Source organism: Brevundimonas sp. P2_A6 (genome assembly GCF_056404975.1).
In genome coordinates this window covers 316,843-335,765 of record NZ_JBFUCZ010000003.1, presented here as the reverse complement: position 1 = coordinate 335,765, position 18,923 = coordinate 316,843, and the positions used below count along the sequence as shown (strand labels likewise).

The following is an 18,923-nucleotide window of genomic DNA, read 5'->3' as shown; positions in this document are numbered from 1 at the left end:
CCCGTCCGCCGGGGCAAAGAAAAACGGCGGGTCCCTCGCGGGGCCCGCCGTTCTCATCTCGGTCGTGAAGGGCGATCACCCCTTGGCGGCATAGCCCTTGCCGCCGTTGGAGGGGCGACGGCCGCGCGGGCGACGGCGGATCTCACCTTCGGGCTTGGTCGTATCCGATTGGGGGCGGTTGGCAGCCGAGGCCGAGCGGGCGCGATCGGCCGCCAGGGGATCGAACGGCACGACGTTGGAGATCGAGCGGTCGCCGTTGTGGCCCCGGTTGTCTCCGCCCTGTCCGCCGCCCTGCCCGCCACGCGGACCGCCCTTGCCGCGTACGCGGTGCGGCTGGCCGCCATGCTCTTTCTTCACACCATCGCGGCGCGGATTGCGCGGGCCGCGCTGTTGCTGGCGATCGCCGCGACCGTCGTCGGGCATGGAGGCCTTGGAGCCGACGCCCGAGGCCATGATCGACTGATCCAGCAGACCCAGCGACTTGTCGTTGCGACGGTCGGACGCCGGGATCTTCTGGCGCGTGACCTTTTCGATGTCGCGCAGCAGCTTCATCTCGTCGCCGGCGACGAAGCTGACGGCCGAGCCGTCCTTGCCCGCGCGGGCGGTGCGGCCGATGCGGTGGACATAGGCTTCCGGTACGAAGGGCAGTTCGAAGTTCACGACGTGCGAGACACCGTCCACGTCGATGCCGCGCGCGGCGATGTCGGTGGCGACCAGGACGCGCAGCTTGCCGGCCTTGAAGGCGGCGAGGGTGCGCTCACGCTGGGGCTGGGACTTGTTGCCGTGGATGGCGCCGGCCTGGACGCCGCCGGCCTCCAGATAGGCCGCGACCTTGTCAGCGCCGTGCTTGGTCTTGGTGAAGACCAGGCAGCGGGTGTAGTTCGGATCGGCGAACATCTCGGTCAGCAGGGCGCGCTTTCGGCCCTGTTCGATGTGTATCACCGACTGATTGATGCGCTCGACCGTGGTCGACTGCGGGGTGACCTGGACCTTGACGGGCTCCTTCAGAAGCTCGCCGGCCAGCTTGCCGATCTCGGTCGGCATGGTGGCGGAGAAGAACAGGTTCTGGCGCTTGGCCGGGATGCGGCTGACGATCTGGCGGATCGGCTTGACGAAGCCGAGGTCCAGCATCTGGTCGGCCTCGTCCAGGACGAAGATTTCGGTCGACGACAGGTCCAGCGTCTTCTGCTGCATGTGGTCCAGCAGACGGCCGGGGGTGGCGACCAGGACGTCGAGACCGCCCTGCAGCGCGCGCTCCTGCGGGCCGTATTTCACGCCGCCGAAGACGACCGCGACCTTGAAGCCAAGGTGTCGGCCGTAGGCCTTGAAGCTGTCGGCGATCTGGGTGGCCAGTTCGCGGGTCGGCGACAGGACCAGGCAGCGCGTGGTGCGCGGCAGGGCGACGGTGCGGTTCTCGGCCAGGCGATGCAGGATCGGCAGGGCGAACGCAGCCGTCTTGCCGGTGCCGGTCTGGGCGATGCCCAGCAGGTCCTTGCCGGTCATGACCGACGGAATGGCCTGGGCCTGGATCGGGGTGGGGATGGTGTAGCCCTCGGTGGTGAGGGCCTGGAGAAGGGCCTTGTTCAGGCCGAAGGATTCGAAGGTGGTGGTCAAGGTAGATGTTCTTTCGCGTGCGGCGACGCGCATCGGCCGGGCATTGACGCCAAAGGACCGCGCGCCGCCAATCCCGACGGATCACCAGGGTGGCGGTCGCGGGCTTGATCGGGCGCCGCCCCGCGTGTCCGGGCAGCGAATGAATCTTGAGGGCCGGCCGCTGCTACAGTCAGGTCTTCGCTTGGGAGGAAGACCCACACGCGCTGGAGCGCACCGGGGGTCGCTAGAGTGCGACGAGGTGGCAGATGGGCCGTTGTTACGGCAAAGTCAAGGCTGGCCTAGATGAGGTTGACCGCCAGATTGACCGCCAGGGCCACCAAGACAGTATTGAACACGAAGGCCGTCACGCTGTGGACCGTGGACAGGCGGCGGATGCGCTGTTCGGAGATCTGGATGTCGGCCGTCTGGCTGGCGACGCCGATGATCAGTGCGAAATGCAGGAAGTCCCAGTAGTCGGGCTCGTCCGTACCCGGAAAGATCAGGCCGCCCGTGTCCCCGTTCGCTTCGTCCGGCGCATAGAAGCGGTGGGCGTAGTGCAGGCCGAAGATGACGTGGACGAACAGCCATGACAGGGCCTCGGTGCCCAGGATCAGGGCGGCGGCGCTGGCCGGGTTCTCGCCACTGGCCGAGGCGGCCTCTGACACCACGATGACGACGCTGGCCATGGCCGCCAGCAGGCTGAGCGGCAGGACGCCGGTGCCGCCTTCGTCCAGGTCGGCGGCGCGCCGGCGGATCGCATCGACCGATCGGGCGCGCGCCATCTTGATGAAGGTCAGCATCAGGAACAGGGCCACGCCCGCGTCCCAGCCGCTGGCCAGACGCACCGTCCAGCGCCACTCGGACGGGGACGCCAGGGTGACCACGATCGCCAGGGCCAGCCCGATCAGCAGGTGGCCATGAAGCCGGAACAGCCGCGGCCCGGACCTGATCACCGGGGGGGCTCGGCGGGCTTCGACGGCTTTCGGGGCATCAGGTTCCGGGCTGGATATAGGGAATGGCGGCGAACAGGCGGCGTTCGCCCCCGCGCGGATCGTCCTCCATCCGCGCCGGTTCGTCCATGATCATCGTCTGGCGACGGGTCAGGTCATAAGGAACCCAGGTCGGCAGGCCGGGGTGGTTGGGATCGCCATCGCGGGCCAGGGCGACGAAGGCGCGCGACAGACGGTCGGCCATGCCCTGCGCCTGCGGGCCCTGCGCCCGGCTGCCGGCCGCCATGACGTTATCCAGCGCCAGGGGAATGTCGTCGGTGTGCATGGCCCCGCGACGGCCCCCGTCGATGGGCGATGTCCAGTCCAGCTGATAGACGAAGGCGGGCGAGCCGGACGCCGCGCGGGCCTCCGCCTCTATGATCGCACCGCGCCAGGACCGCGCGGCCGTGGTGGCGGCGAAGAAGACGTCGGACGGGCTGTAATCCGGATACATCCGGCGATAGGCGGCGATCACCGGTTCGGGGGCGACGTCGATGCGGAATTCGCGGTTGGTCATCTTTCGGGCCAGGTCGTCCCAGGTCAGGCTGAAGTTCGCTGGATCGCCGCCCAAGAAGGCCCTGGTCTCGTCGTGGGTATTGCCGATGATCATCGGGATGTGGGCCGACTGGGCCGGGGCGTCGGGATAGAAGGGGTGGCGGGGTAGGCTGCGGTCATCCAGCACCGGGCCGAAATACAGGCCGCCGAAGCCCAGCACGGGGTCGGTTTCCTCGGCGGCCTTCAGGATGTCGGCGACCGGCCGTGAGGCGGCCTCGGCCGCGCGATCCCTGGACAGGCCCAGGGCGTCGAGGAAGACCTCCGCACGCCGCGTGGCGTTCCAGGGGCCGGAGGCGGTGACCTGCTGGCCGCTCATGGTCGCGGCGCGGTGGAACAGGCCCTCCGCCGCCGGTGTGGCCATCATCGTCGCGATCTTGGCCCCGCCGCCGGACTGGCCAAAGACCATGACGCGGCCGGGATCGCCGCCGAAGGCCGCGATGTTGTCGCGCACCCATTGCAGGGCCAGGATCAGGTCCAGCTGTCCCGCATTGCCGCTGTCCAGGAAGGGCGCGCCCGCGATCCGGGCCAGATAGGCATAGCCCAGCGGGCCGAGACGATGGTTGAGCGTGACGACGACCACGTCGTTCCGCCGCGCCAGCCGTGTGCCGTCGTACAGCGGGCTCGATCCCGATCCGCTCGAATAGGCGCCGCCATGGATATAGACCATGACCGGGCGGCGCCCGGCGTCCAGGCCCGGCGACCAGACGTTCAGGAACAGGCAATCCTCGGACGTGTTCGGCTCGGTGCCGCCCTGGGGGCTGGCGGGGCCGTAGGCGAAGGCGTCGACCGGCGTCGTCCAGGGGGTGGGACGCACGGGCGGCTGAAAGCGGCGCGGGGCTGTGTCGGCCCCGTAACGGAGGCCCTTGAACACATGGACCCCGGCGTCGGTCTGACCTCGGACCGGGCCACTGGACGTGGCGACGACGGGATGAGCGCCCTGAGCCCGGGCGGGGACACTCAGGAAGGGCAGGGCCAGACCGGAAGCGATCAGGCCCCGGCGGTCGATCAGAAGTCTGGCGTCCATGGCGCGTCCTCTTTATTTTTCGCCAGACTAGGCGCGCCACCACGGGCTTGTCACCGGTGTCATTTCCGGGCGGGCTTGCAGGGCGGCATCCGCCCCGCTCTAGTGCGATCACGCATTGTTACGAGCCGCCTCCTCCCCTCGCGAAACGGGGCGGCTCGCGCTGGAGAGACCACATGACCCATCACGACCGCGCCGGCCTGTCGGTCGACCGCCAGCTGTCGGCCTTTCTGGAAGACGAGGTTCTGCCCGGGCTTGGCATCGGAGCCGAAGGCTTCTGGGCGGGGGTGGCCGAGGTGTTCGCGCGGTTCGCACCGGAGAACCGCAAACTGCTGGCGCGGCGGGACGAATTGCAGACCCGGATCGATGCCTGGCATGTCGGGCGCAAGGGTCAGCCGCACGATCCGGTGGCGACCGAAAGGTTCCTGCGCGAGATCGGCTATCTGGTCGATGCGCCGGCACCCTTCCAGATCGCGACCCGGAACGTGGACCCCGAGCTGGCGACCCTGGCCGGGCCGCAGCTGGTGGTGCCGATCCTGAACGCGCGGTTCCTGCTGAACGCGGCCAACGCGCGCTGGGGCAGCCTGTATGACGCCCTCTACGGCACCGACGCGCTCGGCGACCTGCCGCCGGGTGGACCCTATGACACCGCGCGGGGGCAGCGGGTCGTGGCGCGGGCCAAGGCGTTCCTGGACGAGGCCGTGCCGCTGGTCGAAGGGACCCATGCGAACGTGGCCGGTTGGTCGGTGGTCGATGGTGCCCTGACGCCCGCGCTGAAGGACCCCACGCAGTTCGTCGGCTATCGCGGAGAGCCGGGCGCGCCGTCTTCGGTGCTGCTGGCCAACAACGGTCTGCACATCGAACTGGTCATCGACGGTGGGAGCGCGATCGGAGGAGCGGACGCCTCCGGTTTGTCGGACGTCGTGCTGGAAAGCGCGCTGTCGACCATCTGCGATCTGGAGGATTCGGTCGCGGCGGTGGACGCCGAGGACAAGGTCGCCGCCTATCGCAACTGGCTGGGGCTGATGAAGGGCGACCTGTCCGCGAGCTTTCAGAAGAGCGGCAAGACGCTGGAGCGGCGGCTGGAGCCGGACCGGGTGTTCACGGCACCGGGCGGCGGTGCGGTAAGGCTGAAGGGACGGTCTTTGCTCTTTGTACGGAACGTCGGCCACCTGATGACCAATCCAGCGATCGTCCTGACGGACGGATCGGAGGCGCCGGAGGGGATTCTGGACGCCATCGTGACGTCGCTGGTCGCGATGTACGACCTCAAAGGGCTGGGTGGCTTCACCAACTCGGCGGCCGGGTCGGTCTATATCGTCAAGCCCAAGATGCACGGGCCGGACGAGGCGGCCTTCACCAACGCCCTGTTCGACGCGGTCGAGGACCTGCTGGGCGTGGCGCGGCACACGATCAAGGTCGGGGTGATGGACGAGGAGCGGCGGACCTCCGCCAACCTGGCCGCCTGTATCCACGCGGTGAAGGACCGGATCGTTTTCATCAATACCGGCTTCCTGGACCGCACCGGCGACGAGATCCACACCGCCATGCAGGCCGGGCCGATGGTGCGCAAAGCCGACATCAAGGCCTCGACATGGATCGCGGCGTATGAGGCGAGGAACGTCGCGATCGGACTGGCGTGCGGCCTGTCGGGACGGGCCCAGATCGGCAAGGGGATGTGGGCCGCGCCGGACCGGATGGCCGACATGCTGGAGCAGAAGATCGGCCACCCCAGGACGGGGGCGAACACGGCCTGGACGCCCAGTCCCACGGCCGCGACCCTGCATGCCCTCCATTATCACGCCGTCGATGTCTTCGTAGTCCAGAAGGACGTGGCACAGCGGCCGACACCCGGGCTGGCAGACCTGCTGACGCCGCCGCTGGCTCACGGCGTCAACTGGTCGGAGCAGGAGGTGGCCGACGAGTTGGACAACAACGCCCAGGGCATCCTGGGCTATGTCGTGCGCTGGATCGACCAGGGGGTGGGGTGCTCCAAGGTCCCGGACATCCACGACGTGGGGCTGATGGAAGACCGGGCGACGCTGCGGATTAGCTCACAGCACATCGCCAACTGGCTCCTGCACGGGGTGTGCACGGCGGAGCAGGTGGACGCAGCCTTCCTGCGGATGGCGAGGAAGGTGGACGCCCAGAACGCGGGCGATCCGCAGTATCGTCCGATGGCGGACGATCCGGCGGGGTCGATGGCGTTCCAGGCCGCGCGGGCGCTGGTGTTCGAGGGGCTAACGCAGCCGAACGGCTATACCGAGCCGCTGCTGCATGCCTGGCGCCAGCGGGCCAAGGCCGCTCAGGTCTCTGGGTCGTAGGCGACACCGGTCAGGTAGAGGCCGTCCGAGGGCGAGACGGGGCCGCAGGCGGTGCGGTCGCGAGCTTCGAGCGCGGTCCTGACCTTATCGGGCGACCAGCGGCCCAGGCCCACCTCGACCAGGGTGCCGGTCATGGAGCGGACCTGGCGGTGCAGGAAGGAGCGGGCCTCGAACACCAGATGTACCTCCTCGCCGACGGCCGTGACGCGGGCGACGTCCAGGGTCTTTTCCGGCGACTTCGACTGGCAGGCCAGGTCGCGGAAGGTGGTGAAGTCATGATGGCCGATCAGGTGGTCGGCCCCGGCCTGCATGGCGGCGACGTCCAGCGGGCGACGGACGTGCCAGACCTTGCCGCGCTCCAGCGCCGGGCGACCGGGGCGGTTCAGAATGCGATAGAGATAGCGCCGCCCGGTGGCCGAGAAGCGGGCGTGCCAGTCGTCGGGCACGGCCTGGCAGGCCAGCACGGCGACGCCCTCCTTCACCATGTGGGCGTTCAGGGCGTTCATGACGGTGGAGGCGGGCCAGGCCTTCTCGAGATCGACGTGGGCGACCTGGCCGGTGGCGTGGACGCCCGCGTCGGTGCGGCCGGCGGCGGCGATGCGGACGGTCTGGCCACAGAAGGCGGTCACGGCCGCCTCGACCACCCCCTGGACCGTCGGCAGCGTTCCTTGCGCCTGGAAGCCCGCATAGGGGCCGCCATCGTACTCCAGCGTCAGCCGGTAGCGGGGCATCAGCCGAGCACGGTCCCGACGGGCAGGGGGAACCCGCGCAGGAAGTCGCCCGGGCCTTGCGCCGCCTTGCCCTCGCGCTGGACGCGGAGCAGGCGGACGGCTCCGTCGCCCGTGCCGATCAGGAGGTCGTCGTCGAGAACCTCTCCCGGCGCGCCACGGCCCTTCAGGCTGGGCCTGGACATCAGGGCCTTGATGCGGACCGGGCCGTCCGGTCCCGGGGCCTCGAACCAGGCGCCGGGGAAGGGGGACAGGCCCCGGATGTGCCAGTCCAGCTCGGCGGCGGGGCGGGTCCAGTCGATGCGGGCCTCGGCGGGCGTGATCTTCTTCGCATAGGTGACCTCGCCGACCTGCTCGGTCTCGGTCACGCCGCCGCGTTCGATGGCGGCCAGCGCCCGGGTCCACAGGGTCGCGCCGGTGGTGGCCATGCGCTCGGACAGGGTCGCGGCGGTGTCGTCGGGGGCGATGGGCAGGACCTCGGACAGCAGGATGGCCCCCTCGTCCAGCCCTTCGGACATGCGCATGATCTGGACGCCCGTCTGGCGGTCCCCGGCCATGATGGCCCGCTGGATCGGAGCGGCCCCCCGCCAGCGCGGCAGCAGCGAGCCGTGCAGGTTGAAACAGCCCAGCCGGGGGGCCGACAGCACCTCGGCCTTCAGGATCTGGCCATAGGCGACGACGCAGGCGGCATCGAGGTCCAGGCTCTGGAAGGTGTCGATGGCATCGGCGGCCTTCATGCTGGCGGGGGTGAAGACCGGTAGGCCCATGGTCTCGGCGAAGGCATGGACCGGCGACGGCGTCAGCTTCTGGCCCCGGCCGCGCGGCTTCGGCGGCTGCGAGTAGACGGCGACGATGTCGTGGCCCGAGGCGATCAGCTCGGCCAGGGACGGAACGGCGAAGTCGGGGGTACCCATGAAGGCGAGGCGCATCGCCTGTCTCTAGTCGCGCCGCCCCCTCAGCGCCAGTCTGTCGGCCCGCCTGTTCAGGGGAAGGGGCGGGTCAGGGATCGCCGGAAAAAATTTCGTCGGCACCGTGCAGACCGTGCAGATCAGGGGGACCGAGGCGGGCGGAGAGAGCTTCGTTGAGCACGACGCTGGAGGCGACATAGGCGTCGGCCTCGCGCTGTTTCAGGATGCGTCGCTCGGCGTCCTTGGCGGCCCAGACGGAGGTGAAGCGTTCGGGTTCGACGGCGCGGGCCGCCTCGGCAGCGGCCACCTGCGCAGCGGACTCGGCCCGGCGCTGGGCCTCGGCCATTTCGGACAGAAGGCGGTGGGTCCGGATCCAGCGCCCCGCCTCGACGGCCCGGTCGGCGGCGATGGCGCGCCGCACGCACAGCAGGGCACGGTCGACGAGGACGTCCAGTGGAACCTCGTCCAGGGTGTCGTCGATCAGGGCGTCGCGGCCGTCCTCGACCGCATATTCGACGCGCGGGCCAATGACCTCGACCTGATCGGCGCGCCGCCAGCCCTGTTCTTGCGCGCGCGCCCGGATCGTGCGTTCCGCCATGCCGAACCGCGCCGAGATCGAGGCGGCGCTTTCGCCGTCCAGATAGGCGTCGCGCGCGGCCCGCCAGTGGGTGTCGGAAACGAAGCGATGGCCGCTGCGGGGCGCGGGCGCGCCCTCCGCCCCCTCTCCGTCCTGTGGCAGCAGACCGAAGGGGTCATAGGGCGGCGGGTTGAAATCGTCTTCGTCGTCCGACCAGGCCACGGCGTGCCTCCCGATGTGAAAATGCGGGCGGCAGGATCGCACGCGGGGATAGGCGGGCGCGTTCGAGGGGGTGGTTTTCTCAGGCGGCGTTGAAAGGGCAGGGGAAATCGGCGCGAGCGCGGACAACTGGTGAAGCGGAAGCGGACACCGTCGTGCCCCTCGCCCAATGTGGGAGGAATACCCATCTGCACCCCATGACAAAGACCCTGCATATCGATTTCGTCTCGGACGTCGTCTGCCCCTGGTGCGTGGTGGGGCTGGGCGGGCTGGAGGCGGCGCTTGAGACCCTGAAGGCCGAGGGGATCGAGGCGGACATCCATTTCCAGCCGTTCGAGCTGAGCCCCGACATGGTGGCCGAGGGCGAGAACGTCACCGAGCACATCGCCCGCAAATACGGATCGACCCCCGAACAGTCGGCCGCCAACCGGGCCATGATCACCGAACGGGCGGCCGAGGCCTGGGACGGGTTCGAGATGCGGATGGGGCCAGACAGCCGCATCTGGAACACCTTCGACGCCCACCGGCTGCTGCACTGGGCGGGGACGGTGGGAGCGGGCGAGCAACGAGCGCTGAAGGAGGCGCTGTTCAGGACGCACTTCACCGAGGGGCGCGCGTTGCCGGATGCGGCGGTGTTGGCCGATGCGGCGGCGGCGGCCGGGCTGGACCGGGACAAGGCCGTCGAGGTTCTGGCCGACGATCTCTATGCCGCCGAAGTGCGGGAAGCGGAGGCGCTGTGGCGATCGCGTGGCATCAGCGCGGTGCCCGCCGTGGTGGTGGAGGGGAAATGGCTGATCTCGGGCGGGCAGCCGGCGGCGGTGTTCGAGGAGGCTTTGCGGAAGATGGTGGGGGCCTGAGCACAAATTTGGTTAATCGGGAAAGCTTCAAAGGGAAAGCAGAATCACGGACGCCTACCTGATCAGATCGCGGCTTCTAGCTGCTTTCTTATATCTCTGAGCTCACGATCTCGAGGAAAATACTCCTTCGAGTCTTTAATTCTAGAAATCAAATCTTGATACTGATCGTCTCCAATCTCTCCGCCGAGCTCTATGTATTCTGTAGTCCCTCGGAACAAATTGACATAGGCATGAACGGACGCTCTTCCGCGACGTTTCTCTTGAGAGATTGCTTCTTGTAGCAAGTCGAAGGCTTCCCGAAACGCATCGTCCTTCGAATAGCGTGCGTCGTGCATCTGCGCCATGAGCATTCTGGCTAAAGTGGTTAATGTGAAAGCATGTTTTTCCACCGCCACCGCATGCCGAGAGTGCTGTATTGCTTGGTCTAGAAATAAGGGGTCAGACGTGGCGCGGTAACGCGACAAATTGAACAACGCGACTTGTTCCCAATAGCGGGAATTCCATCGCCAAGATCCTTTGACGTCTTCGTAAAACGACTCGGCATCGTTCCCCAGATACCGCTTTATTATATCTTCAAAATCGAAAAGACGACCCGCAAGGCGAGCTTCCGGGCTTCGCCGCTTTATAGTTTCGCGGTTGACCCGTGGGGCGATCGCGATCGCCAACCGTCGAAACGCTTTCGCTAGCTCCTCGCGGGGAGCTCTCTCCAGGGTCCTTTCCGCCATTGTTACATTGAGCGGCGCAACAAATTCGTGCTGCCTATCGTAGAACGTCAACGGTAGGGGGTGGCTGGGCGCAAATTGAGCATTTAGGCCGGCAAACGTTGATGCAGCGGTTAGAACGTCATACCTAACGCCGCCGGGAAAACACACGCGTGCCAACGCGGCCAGAAGGTATCTAGCGCGTTCGGTGGCCTGACCCTCCGCGAATGCCGATTCTACTATCCTGTCGAGGGGCCGCATATCGCGAAGAATATGGCAGCAGGCAACGGCAATCGGTTCTTTGGAGAGCTTACGGATGAAATCCGGGCGATTGGACAGAGCGGTCCGATTTCCCACCCATCCGCGCTTTTCATAGTTTGCAAGAAGTTGAGCGGCCTCGGGAGGTGAAAGCTTTAGGCCAAGAACGGTTTTGAAGGTCGATCCACCAAACGCTCTTTGAATGTGGTGGTGCCTGTAAGACCGTTCCGCACATAGGAAAGCGATGTCTGTTCTCTCGGATAGTTCGAGGATATTGTTTATGGACTGGGCCTGATCTGCGAGATTATCGACCACAATAACAAGTGGGCCATCAATGTGCCGAAGGGCCTCGACGGTGGTGGCCGGTTCTATGCGGCTCAATGCCGAGCAAATTAGCGTTGTGGTGCCAGTCCGGCTTAACTCAAATGCTGCTCTTCTAAGTACCGTTGATTTCCCGACCCCGCTATCGTCTTCAATTATCAAGACTCGCTCAGGCAGTGTTCTTTCGATCATTGCCTTCACGATTCCCAGAGCGCGACCAGTCAGGTTTCGTCCGACGTCCCAGCCGCCTTCTAGGTCCGACCAGTCGGGAACATGTCCGTAGGCGAACCTGATCGCATTCGCCGAGCTCGCGCTCACCGATTTGGGTACGGTTTCAAAGTCGTTAGCGAACGAAAGCAGTATCTCGTTCGAGATTTTCTCCGAAAACAATGACCTAGCGTCTTGTGACACCAGTTCGTGAGCGGACGGCCTGTTCGGAACAATTTTATCGAGCTCGGACAAAAACTGCTCGATCGTACCGATAAACAGAGTTAGTCCGTATCGCTCGCATTCTTTTTCCGTGAATGTGTCGGGATCCGGCTTTACGTAGAACGATGGCCCCTTGTCCTGACGAGCAGAATCCGAGGTCCGCCGAGCAAGGTAGAAATCCAAGTCTACTTCATCAAGCGCCGTTCCTGACACGATGAAAGGCTCTACTGGCATTATATCTGCAAGGATTGTCATCCAGGCATTGTTGTCTGCCATCACTGAGGCATACTGAGCGCGTGAGAAAACGTATCCTCGTTCCGGCGTCCTAGCCCATCCGTGGAGATGGACTATTGGAACTTCGGCTAGAGTCCGCGCATCGGAGAATGCATCTTTGAAATGAACGGGCTCGCACTTCTGTATACTGTTAGATGACTCATATGCGTGCTCTAGTGCGTCATCGATGTTGAGAGTAAAAATTCTCTTCCATAAGAAACTGGGGAAGCCAGCCAAGGATTTTCCAGATTTGCAAGGCGAAAAGCGTTTAGTAACTAGCTCTTCGATCTGGGTGTCGTTTAACGCCGAGAATGCTCGCTGCAGCGCTGACGTAGTGGATATATGGGCCGCTTGGCTCAAAGACTCTTGGAGCTTCCAGCCCGTTGGTAGCAGCTCTCCATCGCCACCGGTCGAGTCGAGGCTCACGCCAGCACCGAGGAACAGATTGTAGTCGCCCGAGCGGACCGAACTGGCAGTTGCCGCCAGCTGTGTCGCGTCGAGTTCCTCCAGTGATGAAATTGCCATGAGCCTCTCTCCCGGTCTCAAGCTAACTGCAGTCGCGGGTTTGTCGACATCAATCGACTTTCACCTCAATGGCTCCGCCCCCCGCCCGGAACTTCGCCGACATCTCCGCCATGCCGGCCTCCGCGTCCGCCAGCGAGCCGCCCGCGTCGTTCTGGGCCGCCGCGTCCCTGCGGATATCCTGGCTGATCTTCATGGAGCAGAACTTGGGGCCGCACATGGAGCAGAAGTGGGCGGTCTTGTGGGCCTCCTTGGGCAGGGTGGCGTCGTGGTATTTGCGGGCCGTCTCGGGGTCGAGGCCGAGGTTGAACTGGTCCTCCCAGCGGAACTCGAACCGGGCGCGCGACAGGGCGTCGTCGTGCAGGCGGGCGGCGGGGTGGCCCTTGGCCAGGTCGGCGGCGTGGGCGGCGATCTTGTAGGTGATGACGCCGTCCTTGACGTCCTGACGGTCGGGCAGGCCCAGATGCTCCTTGGGCGTGACGTAGCAGAGCATGGCCGTGCCGAACCAGCCGATCATGGCCGCGCCGATGGCCGATGTGATGTGGTCATAGCCGGGGGCGATGTCGGTCGTCAGCGGGCCAAGCGTATAGAAGGGCGCCTCGTGGCAGTGTTTCAGCTGCTCATCCATATTGGCCTTGATCTTGTGCATCGGCACATGGCCGGGGCCCTCGATCATGACCTGACAGCCCCTGGCCCAGGCGATCTTGGTCAGTTCGCCCAGGGTGCGCAGCTCGGCGAACTGGGCCTCGTCATTGGCGTCTGCGATGGAGCCGGGACGCAGGCCGTCGCCAAGGCTGAACGACACGTCGTAGGCCCGCATGATGTCGCAGATGTCCTCGAAATGCTCGTAGAGGAAGCTCTCGCGGTGATGGCTGAGGCACCACTTGGCCATGATGGAGCCGCCGCGCGACACGATGCCGGTGACGCGCTTGGCCGTCATGGGGATGAAGGGCAGGCGGACGCCCGCGTGGATGGTGAAATAGTCCACGCCCTGTTCGGCCTGTTCGATCAGGGTGTCGCGATAGACCTCCCAGGTCAGGTCCTCGGCGACGCCGTTCACCTTCTCCAGCGCCTGATAGATGGGGACCGTGCCGATGGGGACGCTGGAGTTGCGGATGATCCAGTCGCGGATGTTGTGGATGTTGCGGCCCGTCGACAGGTCCATGACGTTGTCGGCGCCCCAGCGGGTGGCCCAGACCAGCTTGTCGACCTCGTCGTCCACGGAGGACAGGACGGCCGAGTTGCCGATGTTGGCGTTGATCTTCACCAGGAAGTTGCGGCCGATGATCATCGGCTCGACCTCGGGGTGGTTGATGTTGTGCGGGATGATGGCGCGGCCGCGCGCGATCTCCTGACGCACGAACTCGGGCGTGACGAAGTCGGGGATCGAGGCACCGAAGTCCTCGCCGTCGCGGATGCAGGGGGCGGTCTGCTCGCGGCGCAGGTTCTCGCGGATGGCGACATATTCCATCTCGGGCGTGACGATGCCGGCGTTGGCGTATTCGTACTGGGTCGTGGGGCGGCCGGGGACGCCCTTGAAGACGCGGTGGTTGGAGACGTCGAAGCGGGGGGCGAGGGTCTTGCCGCTGGCGTGGCCGTTGTCCTCGGGCTTGACCTCGCGGGGGTTGAGGACGGCGGCGATGTCGCCGCGATCCAGCTGCCAGCTGGATTTGACCAGGGGCAGGCCGCGCTTGATGTCGATGGTCACGGTCGGGTCGGTGTAGGGGCCGGAGGAGTCGTAGATCGTCACCGGCGGCTCGTTCGCGCTCGGGTGGACGGCGACCTCGCGGAAGGGGACGCGGATGTCGGGGTAGAGCTCGCCGGCGACATAGACCTTGCGCGACCCGGCGCGTTCGCCGGTGGGGATGGTGCCGGTCTCCTTCATCACCTGCTCGCGGGCGACTTGAAGCGGGAGGCTATCGCTCTCGACGCGGTCGATCGCTGCTTGAGCCTCGTCTGCGTTGGCTTGCGGGGTGACGTGGACGTTCATGGCGGCCTCTGCGTTTGAGGGCTCCGCCGACGAACGGATCGCGCGGTCCATCGGCGTGGACCCCGTGTTACTCATCCCTTCGCCGGCATGACCCGGATCAGGTTCGACGGGTCAGGCGATCACGCCAATCTCAGCCGCTTCGATGCGACCCCCCGGAGAACGCGATCACGATAGGCCGATCGCGCGCGGAAAGGAAACCTTTCGCGGGCGGGCGGCGAACAGGCGGGCTAGGCTGGCGGTTCAGCCGGGAGAGCCGCGATGCAGACTGAACCCTTCGACTTCGATTGCGCGGATGGACGCCGCGTGCGGGCGCGGCTGGATCGGCCGGACGGGCAGGCGCGAGCCTGGGCGCTGTTCGCCCACTGTTTCACCTGCGGCAAGGATAACCTGGCGGCGACGCGGATCAGCCGGGCGCTGGCGGCGAAAGGGGTGGGCACGCTGCGGATCGACTTCGCCGCGATCGGGGAGAAGGGCGTGGCCGCGATGCCGGCCGGGTTCACCGTCGATGTCGGCGACCTGGTGGCGGCGGCGGCGCACATGGCGGCGCACGGCTGCGCGCCGGGGCTGCTGGTCGGCCACAGCCTGGGCGGGGCGGCGGCGATCGCGGCGGCGGGCGACATCCCCAGCATCAGGTGCGTGGCCACCATCGGGGCCCCCTTCGACGTGGCCCATGTGCTGAAGCTGCTGGGACCCGAAGCGGACGCGCTGGCCCATGGCGAGACCCACACCGCCAGCGTCGGCGGGCGGCCGGTCTCGGTCGGGGCGGGCTTCGCCGACGATCTGAGAATGCAGGATCAGAAGACGCGGCTGGCGAACCTGAAGCGGGCGCTGCTGGTGCTGCACTCGCCGGTGGACCAGATCGTGGGGATCGAGGAATCGGCCGGCATCTTCCTGGCGGCGAAACATCCCAAGAGCTTCGTCTCGCTGGACCATGCCGACCACCTGTTGTCGAAGCCGGAAGACGCGGCCTATGCGGCGAGCGTGATCGCGGCCTGGGCCAGTCGCTACATCGACGAAATGCCCGCGCCTCTGGCCGCGCCCGCCGCCGACGGGGTGGTGCGGGTGGCCGAGACGGGGGCCGGCAAGTTCCAGGTCCGGGTCGAGGCGGGCGGGGCGATGCTGCTGGCCGACGAGCCGGTGTCGGTCGGTGGCCTGGCCAGCGGGCCGACGCCCTATGAGCTGGTGGCGGCGGGGCTGGGGGCGTGCACGGTGATGACGCTGAGGCTGTACGCGGACAAGAAGGGCCTGCCGCTGGACAAGGCCTCGGTCGAAGTGCGGCACGAGCGGCAGGCGGGGCAGACGCCGCCCGATGTGTTCGAGCGGACGCTGGTCCTGGACGGCCCGCTGGACGAGGATCAGCGCGCGCGGCTGTTCGAGATCGCCGACAAATGCCCGGTCCACCGGACGCTGGAGGCCGGCGCGCGGGTCCTGACCCTGGCCGCGCCCGCCATGGAGCCGGCCCCGGAGACCGAGCATTTCGCCGAGATGGAAGACGCCTGCGCGAGCTGAGCCGGCCCCTCAGGCCTCCCGGCTCAGAAAGGATGCCAGGGCCCGGTTGAACACCTGGGGCCGCTCGATCATCACCGCGTGGCCGGTATCGGGGACGGACAGGAAGCGCGTGCCTGGGATGCCGTCCGCCACCGCGCGGGCCGTGGCGGGCGGGACCGGACGGTCCTCGGTGCCCGAGACGACGAGGGTCGGGGCGGTGATGCGGACCAGCTCATGCCCGATCGCGCCGCGCGCCGCGGAGGCCGCCGCCGCCCGCGCCAGGGATCGCGGCAGGGCGCGCAGCATGGCCCGCCACTGCGCCCGCTCGGCACGCCGGGTCGGATCGGTCAGGAAGGTGTCGCCGAACAGGATCTTCATCAGCGGCCGTACGAACGGCCGGGCACCGAACAGGGTCACCAGGGCGATCAGCAGCCGGTAGGCCGGCATCTTCTCGGGAGCCTCCGCCTCGGCGCTGGGCCCGATCAGGGTCAGGGTGCGGACCAGGTCGGGTCGCCGGGCCGCGACGCGCAGGGCGATGAAGGCCCCCATGGAAAAGCCGACCAGATGGCAGGGTCCGCCCGCCAGGCGGTCGATCAGCTCTGCGGTATCGGCCGCCAGGTTGTCGAGATCGAGACCGGCCGAGACATGGGCCGAGCCCCCCTGGCCGCGCAGGTCGAAGGTGATGACCCGATAGCGGTCGGAGAAGGCCGCGACCTGGGCTTCCCAGGACGGCGAGGCCAGCATCAGGCCGTGGACGAGGACGAGGGTTTCGGGACCGTCGCCGTGGATGTCGTAGTGCAGGCGAACGCCGCCGATCATGATGTCGGGCATGAGGTGTCTTTCTGAGATGTGAGGATCCCGCCGCATCGGCGGAATGAAGGGTCAGGCCGGGTAGGCCTCGAGCAGGCGGTCGATGGCCGCCTCGATCCGAAGCCAGCCGGCGTCGTCCAGGGTCACGCCCGCGAACCGGTCGCGGGTGGCGGCGGCCAGGGCCAGGTGCTGGACCGCGGCCAGGAAGACGACGTTCAGGGCCACGACATCGACGCCGGTCGGCATCGGAATGTCGGGGCGGCGCGAGGCGGTCCAGCGCTGCAGCACGGCCGAGCGGGCCGTCTCCAGCCGACGCAGCAGGGGCGTGTCCTGGCTGAGCTCCCAGGCGACGAGGCGAAGGATCAGGGGGTTGGCCCGGAGCGCGCCCAGATAGCCCAGCAGCATCTCGCGGGCGAAGGCGCGGTAGCTGGTCGCCGCGACCGGGGGATGGGCGGCCAGGGTTTCCCCCAGCCAAAGGTCCAGCCGACCGGCGAGCCGTTCGACCACCCCCTCCACCCCCTCGAAATAGCGATAGACCAGCTTGCGATCGACCCCGGCCTCGGCCGCCAGGGTGTTGACGTTCAGACTGGTCCAGCCATCGCGGAGCAGCAGGGTCTCGGCGGCGGTCACGATGGCCGCCTCGGTCGCGGCGCGATCGCGGGGTTTGGCTTTGACTGTAACGGCCATCAGCCGTTCGTGTCCGAGGCGGCGCAGGCGCGCAAGGCCCCGGCGCGGTCCTTTTCGAAATTGGCGGCCCAGCGGCTGTCGTAGTTGCCCATCCGGACCTGCGCCTCGGACCCCGTCGCGGTCGGGCGAATGGTCACGCTCTCATAGGCCGCGCCATAGCCGGCGAGCGAATAGCGCCACTGGTCGTCGGTCTTCACGAAGCGGCTGAGCGGCAGGAAGTCGGCGCGTTCCTGAAAGCAGGCGGCGAAGGCATCGACGCCGAGTGCGCTGGCCACGATCTCGTCCGGCGACTGAGCCGCCAGGGTGTCGAGGGTGTCCACGCCGACGCGCGGCGCGGCGCAGGCGGCCAGGGTCAGAAGGGCCGCGAAGGGCGCGGCGATGAGGGGCGAGGCGATGTTCACGGGAAGGCTCCTTGGTTCGGCGAGATCAGGTCGGGATTGACATGTCTCGATGCTGGGACATATACAAGTCCCACAACTGAGACAACAGGAAAATGCAATGACCATGACGATGAGACGAAAGGCCGGAGCGGCGATGATCGCTTTCGCCCTGGCCGTGAACGTGCCGTACGCCCTGCTGGTGGACCGGTTCGGATACGACGACGTGCTTCGCGAGCCGCCGCTGGACGTGCTGGCGGCGTTCGAGGCGGGCGGGCCGGAGCTGATCCTGATCTGGCTGGCCTTCGCCGCCTGCGCCCTGGGCTTTCTGTGGGTGTCCGGCTGGGTCGGGGACGCGGTGAATGATGAGGGCGGGCGCTTGCCCGGCTGGGCGGCGGCGGCGGGCGCGGCCTCGGCGGTGGCGCAGGCCGTCGGTCTGTCGCGCTGGCCCTTCGTGGTCCCCGGGCTGGCGGACCGGGCCCTGCACGGCGATCCGATGGAATCGGCCGGAGCGGTCGCGGTCTATCAGGGGCTGCATCAGTTTGCGGGCGTCGCGATCGGCGAGTGGCTGGGCCAGACCCTGCTGGCGGCCTGGACCCTGGCCATGGGGCTGGCGCTGGTGCGCGGGCCGCTGGCGCGGGGACTGTGGACGCGGGCGCTGGGTGTCGTGGCCCTGGTCCTGTCGCCGCTGTGGATCCTGGGCCAGACCGAGCTTCTGGCCACGGTCGATCCGGCCTTCCCCGACTTTCAGATCACCCAGTGGGTGTTCACCGCCTGGCTCGTCTGGCTTCTGGCCCTCGGCGTGACCTGGCTCGTCCAGGGAGAGACGAAATGACGAACGCGATCCTCCAGACCGAGGGCGGCACGAAGGGTTGGCCCAAGGCTCTGCTCAGGCTCGAAGGGCTGGGCGTCCTGACCCTGTGCGCCTTCCTGTATCACCAGACCGGAGCGTCGTGGTGGTGGTTCGCCGGGCTGTTCCTGGCCCCGGACCTGTCGTTCTTGGCCTATGTGCTGTGGCGCGGGGCGGGCACCGTGGCCTATAACGCCACCCACACCGAGATCGGGCCGATGGCGCTGGCGGCGGTCGGGTTGACGGTGATGCCCGCCGCCCTGCCGTTCGCCCTGATCTGGGGCGCGCACATCGGGTGGGACCGACTGGTCGGATACGGGCTGAAGTATGCCTCCAGCTTCGACCACACCCACCTTGGGCCGGTCGGCAAGGCGGCCAAGGCCGTCAAAACCGGACGATGACCGGGCCCACCATCGCTGCCCACTCTGTCGGAAACCGGACATTTC

The 18,923-nt window shown here is 67.3% G+C and carries 16 protein-coding genes and 1 riboswitch; of the genes, 5 read left to right on the top strand and 11 right to left on the bottom strand.

All coding sequences use genetic code 11. The features are described 5' to 3' along the window. Window positions 1-75 precede the first annotated feature (75 nt). From AC1DW4_RS10550 to AC1DW4_RS10540, 3 genes are all read right to left on the bottom strand, one after another. Window positions 76-1,647, bottom strand: a complete 1,572-nt coding sequence (locus AC1DW4_RS10550; protein WP_477017217.1) for a DEAD/DEAH box helicase — start codon at window positions 1,645-1,647, stop codon at window positions 76-78. A 245-nt stretch (window positions 1,648-1,892) separates the two neighbouring features. After that, complete coding sequence (locus AC1DW4_RS10545; RefSeq protein ID WP_477017216.1) at window positions 1,893-2,546, bottom strand: DUF1345 domain-containing protein; 654 nt, start codon at window positions 2,544-2,546, stop codon at window positions 1,893-1,895. 37 nt (window positions 2,547-2,583) lie between these two features. Then, the gene (locus AC1DW4_RS10540; protein WP_477017215.1) at window positions 2,584-4,161 is read right to left on the bottom strand and encodes a carboxylesterase/lipase family protein; all 1,578 of its coding nucleotides are present in this window, start codon (window positions 4,159-4,161) and stop codon (window positions 2,584-2,586) included. 173 nt (window positions 4,162-4,334) lie between these two features. Here AC1DW4_RS10540 and AC1DW4_RS10535 point away from each other — a divergent pair, with 173 nt between their 5' ends. Further along, entirely contained in the window at window positions 4,335-6,482 is a 2,148-nt protein-coding gene (locus AC1DW4_RS10535; protein ID WP_477017214.1) for a malate synthase G, read from the top strand. Here the strand turns inward: AC1DW4_RS10535 and truA are convergent. The 3 genes from truA to AC1DW4_RS10520 all read right to left on the bottom strand — a co-directional run bounded on the left by truA (window position 6,464) and on the right by AC1DW4_RS10520 (window position 8,917). Continuing rightward, complete coding sequence (gene truA / locus AC1DW4_RS10530; protein ID WP_477017213.1) at window positions 6,464-7,213, bottom strand: tRNA pseudouridine(38-40) synthase TruA; 750 nt, start codon at window positions 7,211-7,213, stop codon at window positions 6,464-6,466. The genes AC1DW4_RS10535 and truA overlap by 19 nt on opposite strands. Then, window positions 7,213-8,139, bottom strand: coding sequence for a methionyl-tRNA formyltransferase (gene fmt, locus AC1DW4_RS10525; RefSeq protein ID WP_477017212.1), 927 nt, complete (start codon window positions 8,137-8,139; stop codon window positions 7,213-7,215). The genes truA and fmt overlap by 1 nt, the downstream gene beginning before the upstream one ends. A 70-nt stretch (window positions 8,140-8,209) precedes the next feature. After that, on the bottom strand, window positions 8,210-8,917 hold the full coding sequence (locus tag AC1DW4_RS10520) for a hypothetical protein (RefSeq protein ID WP_477017211.1): 708 nt from the start codon (window positions 8,915-8,917) through the stop codon (window positions 8,210-8,212). 194 nt (window positions 8,918-9,111) lie between these two features. Here AC1DW4_RS10520 and AC1DW4_RS10515 point away from each other — a divergent pair, with 194 nt between their 5' ends. After that, window positions 9,112-9,771: a DsbA family oxidoreductase gene (locus tag AC1DW4_RS10515; RefSeq protein WP_477017210.1), complete on the top strand. Its 660-nt coding sequence runs from the start codon at window positions 9,112-9,114 to the stop codon at window positions 9,769-9,771. 62 nt (window positions 9,772-9,833) lie between these two features. Here the strand turns inward: AC1DW4_RS10515 and AC1DW4_RS10510 are convergent, their stop codons facing one another. After that, on the bottom strand, window positions 9,834-12,278 hold the full coding sequence (locus AC1DW4_RS10510) for a P-loop NTPase (RefSeq protein ID WP_477017209.1): 2,445 nt from the start codon (window positions 12,276-12,278) through the stop codon (window positions 9,834-9,836). Window positions 12,279-12,327: 49 nt separating this feature from the next. Beyond that, the gene (thiC, locus tag AC1DW4_RS10505; protein ID WP_477017292.1) at window positions 12,328-14,160 is read right to left on the bottom strand and encodes a phosphomethylpyrimidine synthase ThiC; all 1,833 of its coding nucleotides are present in this window, start codon (window positions 14,158-14,160) and stop codon (window positions 12,328-12,330) included. Between the two features lie 161 nt (window positions 14,161-14,321). Continuing rightward, window positions 14,322-14,430: riboswitch (TPP riboswitch) on the bottom strand. 93 nt (window positions 14,431-14,523) lie between these two features. On the opposite strand from thiC, the gene AC1DW4_RS10500 reads away from it, so the two are divergent. Beyond that, a complete protein-coding gene (locus AC1DW4_RS10500; protein WP_477017208.1) occupies window positions 14,524-15,774 on the top strand; it encodes a bifunctional alpha/beta hydrolase/OsmC family protein in 1,251 nt (416 codons plus the stop codon). A gap of 9 nt (window positions 15,775-15,783) precedes the next feature. Here the strand turns inward: AC1DW4_RS10500 and AC1DW4_RS10495 are convergent, their stop codons facing one another. The 3 genes from AC1DW4_RS10495 to AC1DW4_RS10485 are packed head-to-tail and all read right to left on the bottom strand — an operon-like array spanning window position 15,784 to window position 17,651. Then, window positions 15,784-16,584: an alpha/beta fold hydrolase gene (locus AC1DW4_RS10495; RefSeq protein WP_477017207.1), complete on the bottom strand. Its 801-nt coding sequence runs from the start codon at window positions 16,582-16,584 to the stop codon at window positions 15,784-15,786. A 51-nt stretch (window positions 16,585-16,635) separates the two neighbouring features. Further along, window positions 16,636-17,250 carry a TetR/AcrR family transcriptional regulator gene (locus tag AC1DW4_RS10490; protein ID WP_477017206.1) on the bottom strand — a complete coding sequence of 205 codons (615 nt, stop codon included), beginning with the start codon at window positions 17,248-17,250 and terminating at the stop codon, window positions 16,636-16,638. After that, window positions 17,250-17,651: a hypothetical protein gene (locus AC1DW4_RS10485; RefSeq protein ID WP_477017205.1), complete on the bottom strand. Its 402-nt coding sequence runs from the start codon at window positions 17,649-17,651 to the stop codon at window positions 17,250-17,252. The genes AC1DW4_RS10490 and AC1DW4_RS10485 overlap by 1 nt, the downstream gene beginning before the upstream one ends. 97 nt (window positions 17,652-17,748) lie before the next feature. Between AC1DW4_RS10485 and AC1DW4_RS10480 the strand changes: the two genes are divergently transcribed. Both AC1DW4_RS10480 and AC1DW4_RS10475 read left to right on the top strand, forming a co-directional pair. After that, the gene (locus tag AC1DW4_RS10480; RefSeq protein ID WP_477017204.1) at window positions 17,749-18,462 is read left to right on the top strand and encodes a DUF4386 family protein; all 714 of its coding nucleotides are present in this window, start codon (window positions 17,749-17,751) and stop codon (window positions 18,460-18,462) included. After that, complete coding sequence (locus AC1DW4_RS10475; protein WP_477017203.1) at window positions 18,459-18,878, top strand: DUF4260 domain-containing protein; 420 nt, start codon at window positions 18,459-18,461, stop codon at window positions 18,876-18,878. The genes AC1DW4_RS10480 and AC1DW4_RS10475 overlap by 4 nt, the downstream gene beginning before the upstream one ends. Window positions 18,879-18,923 lie beyond the last annotated feature (45 nt).